This window comes from Pseudomonas sp. GXM4, assembly GCF_008923895.1.
Classification (GTDB): Bacteria; Pseudomonadota; Gammaproteobacteria; order Pseudomonadales; family Pseudomonadaceae; genus Aquipseudomonas; species Aquipseudomonas atacamensis.
Genome location: NZ_WBRZ01000387.1, coordinates 1 through 3,891 on the forward strand (window position 1 = coordinate 1; position 3,891 = coordinate 3,891).

Consider the following 3,891-nt stretch of genomic DNA (forward strand, 5'->3'; position numbering starts at 1 on the left):
GCTCCCACAGGCAATCCGCATTGCAAATGTGGGAGCGAGCCTGCTCGCGAAAGCGTCATCGCCAACGCCAACGCCAACGCCGCCAATCTCAATACTTGTCCAGCGTACGCAACTTCTGCGGCAAGCCCCACAGCAGCAAAGCGGCCGCAATCAGCGCGGCGACGCCGATGACGTACAGCGCCGGGGTGGTGCTGCCGGTGAGGTCCTTGATGCGTCCGACCATGACCGGGCTGACGATCCCGCCGAACTGCCCCAGGGTATTGATCACCGCGATCCCGCCCGCCGCGCCGGCACCGGCGCCCGCCAGCAGTTTCGGTGGCAGGGTCCAGAAGCTCGGAATCGAAGCGATGATGCCCGCGCCGAGCAGGCCGAGCGCGACGATCAGGAAGGTCGTGTGGCTGGCGAAGATTCCCGCGCTGAAGAAGCCGATCGCGCCGACGATCACCAGCCCGGCGACAAACTTGCGCCGTTCACCGGTGGCGTCGGACAAGCGTCCGATCACCACCATGCTGATCGCCCCGCAGATGTACGGAATGGCGGTCAGCAGGCCGATCATCACCGGGCTTTCGGTGCCCGCGCTGCGGATCAATTGCGGTGCCCAGAAATTCAGGCCGTAGGACGCGACCTGAATCAGGAAGTAGATCAAACCCAACGTCAGGAATCCGGGGATCTTCAGCGCCGCGAGCAATGAGCCGCCGCTCTTGTGTGGCTCGTGATGGGCGATGCGACTGGAGAGCAATTTCTTCTCGTCAGCGGTGAGCCAGTGCGCATCCTCGATGCGGTCCTTGAGCTGGGTCAGCACCAGAAAACCGAGTGCGATGCATGGCACGCCTCCGAGCAGGAACAACCAGTGCCAGCCGCGCATCTGCAACACGCCGTCAAGGTGTTGCAACACCAAGCCCGAGAACGGCGCGCCGACCAGCCCGGCAAACGCCGAGGCAAGGAACAGCATCGAGGTGATGCGGCCACGGAAGTGCTGCGGAAACCACAGGGTCAGGTAATACAGCACGCCCGGAGCAAAGCCGGCTTCCATCGCACCGATGACGAAGCGCAGCGCATAGAACTGCCATTCGCTGTTGACGAAGACCATCGCCGCCGTCGCCACGCCCCACGACATCATGATCCGCGCGATCCAGCGCCGCGCGCCGACCTTGTACAGCATCATGTTGCTCGGCACTTCGAACAGCACGTAACCGACCACGAACAGCCCGGCGCCCAAGCCATACGCGGTGTCGCTCAGGCTCAGGTCGGTCTGCAGCTGGAATTTGGCGAAGCTGATGTTAATGCGGTCGAAAAAGGCGAACAGGTAGCAGACCATAATCAGCGGCATCAGGCGCCAGGCGACTTTGCTGATCAGGGCTTTTTCGGCGTCGTGATCGACGGACGGACTTACGCCCGCCTCCATTACGTTGAGGCTCATAGATTTTCTCCAGGCGGACTGCCGATGGGCGTCCGATTGTTTTTGTTGTCTGGTGATGACGCTCACTGTGGAGCGCTTTTGTGTGGGAGCTGGCTTGCCAGCGATGGCGTCAGTTCAGCTAACGCTTTCGTTGAATTTGCTGCCGTCATCGCGGGCAAGCCCGCTCCCAAAGGGGTACTGGTGTGTCTCAGGTCGGCATCGGATGCAGATCGCAATTGCGCCCGGCCTTGGCCAGTTGGCCGGGGACATCGTGGCCCAGCAGCGCCGGCAAGCCGCGCGAAAGCTTCAGCAACAGCGGCAAATCGATCCCGGTGGGAATGCCGACTTCAGCGCACAGGTTCACCAGGTCTTCGGTGCAGATGTTGCCCGACGCCCCCGGTGCGAACGGGCAGCCACCGAGGCCACCCAGCGCCGCATCGAAGCGCCGCGCGCCGGCCTCGTAAGCGGCCAGCACATTGCACAGACCAAGGCCTCGGGTGTTATGGAAATGCAGGGTCAGATCGGCGGGCGAAACCCGCTGCAAAACGCGCCGCACCAAGCGATCCACCTGACGCGGATTGGCCATGCCTGTGGTGTCGGCGAGGCTGATGCCCTGAATGCCGAGTTCCTGATAGGCGTTAACGATCTGCAGCACACGATCCTCATCGATCCGGCCTTCGAACGGGCAGCCGAACGTGGTGGCGATGCTGCCGTTGAGGCGCACACCTGAGCCGCTGACAAACGCAACGATGTCAGCGAACGCCGCCAGCGACTCTTCGCAACGCATGCGCATATTGGCCAGGTTGTGGGTCTGGCTGGCAGACATCACCAGATTCAACTCATCGGCATTCGCCGCCAGTGCGCGTTGCGCGCCTTTGAGGTTGGGGATCAACGCCACGTAAATAACACCCGGCTGACGCTGAATGCCGTTGAACACTTGCTCGCCGTCACGCAGGGCCGGAATGGCTTTGGGCGAGACGAACGAGCCGGCTTCGATGCGGCTGAATCCGGCCTGTGACAATTGATTGATCAGGGCGATCTTGTCAGCGGTTTCCACCCACGTCGGCTCGATCTGCAAACCGTCGCGGGGCGAGACTTCCTGGACGATCAGGGTTTGCGAATAGTCAGTGATCATTGCACCACCCCCTGGCCTTTCAGACGTTCGATATCGAGTTCAGTCAGGCCAAGATTGGCGAGAATATCGTCGGTGTGCTGGCCCAGTTTCGGCCCGGACCAGTTCACCCCGCCGGGCGTCTCCGAGAGTTTGGGGACAATGCCGGGCATCTTCACCGTTGCGCCACCGGGCAACTCGGCATCGAGCAGCATGTCCCGCGCCTGATAGTGCGGATCGGCGACGATGTCAGCCACCGAGTAGATGCGCCCGGCCGGCACTTCAGCGGCTTCGAGGGCGGCCAGTACCTCGTCGATTGGCAGGCTGCTGGTCCAGTGTGTGATGGCTGCATCGAGCAAACCGCTCTGCGCCGCGCGGCCGTCGTTGTGGGCGAACTCTTCTGCCTCGGCCAGATCAGCGCGGCCGATGGTGTGCATCAGACGCTTGTAGATCGGGTCGCTATTGCCGGCAATCACCACGTAGGCGCCGTCGGCGGTGAGGTAGGTGTTGGAGGGCGCGATGCCCGGCAAGGCGCCGCCGCTGCGTTCGCGGACATGGCCGAGCATGTCGTATTCCGGCACCAGACTTTCCATGACATTGAACACGCTTTCGGCCAGCGACACATCGACAACTTGCCCACCGCCCTGCCCGGTCTTGACCCGCAACAGCGACATCAGCGCGCCGATCACCGCGTGCAGCGAGGCCAGCGAATCGCCGAGGCTGACGCCGACTCGCGCCGGTGGCGAATCGGGATTGCCGGTGGTGTAGCGGATGCCGCCCATGGCCTCGCCAATCGCACCGAAACCGGGCCGGTCACGGTACGGGCCGGTCTGGCCGTAGCCGGAGATACGCACCAGGGTCAGGTTCGGATTCAGCGCATGTAGCACGTCCCAACCCAGACCGAGTTTTTCCAGCGCACCGGGGCGCAGATTTTCGATGATCACGTCGGCGTCGCCGGCCAGTTGCTTGACCAGCTCGATGCCTTCAGCGGATTTGAGATTGAGCGCCAGGGATTTCTTGTTGCGCGATTGCAGGTACCACCACAGCGATGTGCCTTCGTGCAGCTTGCGCCATTTGCGCAGCGGGTCGCCCTGACCCATGGCTTCGATCTTGATCACCTCGGCGCCGAACTCGGCAAGCATGCGCGCGGCAAACGGCGCGGCGATCAGGGTGCCGATCTCGATCACTTTGATCGCACTCAAAGGGGCAGTCATCGCGGGGTACCTCTTGTTCTTGGAATATGTCGCCAAGGCTAGAGGAACGATGATCGGAGAATCCAGCCGTCTCTCGGCAAAGGGCGTTCGCGAAATGCGAATGCTTCAGCGAGGTGGTGAATTCGAAGCCGCTTTCGCGGGCAAGCCCGCTCCACAGGGTTCAAAGT

At 62.5% G+C, this 3,891-nt stretch carries 3 protein-coding genes; all 3 read right to left on the reverse strand.

The window, feature by feature from the left end:
- Positions 1-88: 88 nt before the first annotated feature.
- The 3 genes from F8N49_RS26330 to F8N49_RS26345 all read right to left on the reverse strand — a co-directional run bounded on the left by F8N49_RS26330 (position 89) and on the right by F8N49_RS26345 (position 3,724).
- Positions 89-1,420 (reverse strand): MFS transporter, encoded by a 1,332-nt coding sequence (locus tag F8N49_RS26330; RefSeq protein ID WP_065615210.1) that lies wholly within the window; start codon positions 1,418-1,420, stop codon positions 89-91.
- A gap of 187 nt (positions 1,421-1,607) precedes the next feature.
- Positions 1,608-2,534, reverse strand: coding sequence for a hydroxymethylglutaryl-CoA lyase (locus F8N49_RS26340; RefSeq protein ID WP_151553179.1), 927 nt, complete (start codon positions 2,532-2,534; stop codon positions 1,608-1,610).
- A complete protein-coding gene (locus F8N49_RS26345) occupies positions 2,531-3,724 on the reverse strand; it encodes a CaiB/BaiF CoA-transferase family protein (protein WP_151553181.1) in 1,194 nt (397 codons plus the stop codon). Before F8N49_RS26345 ends, F8N49_RS26340 begins: the two co-directional genes overlap by 4 nt.
- Positions 3,725-3,891 lie beyond the last annotated feature (167 nt).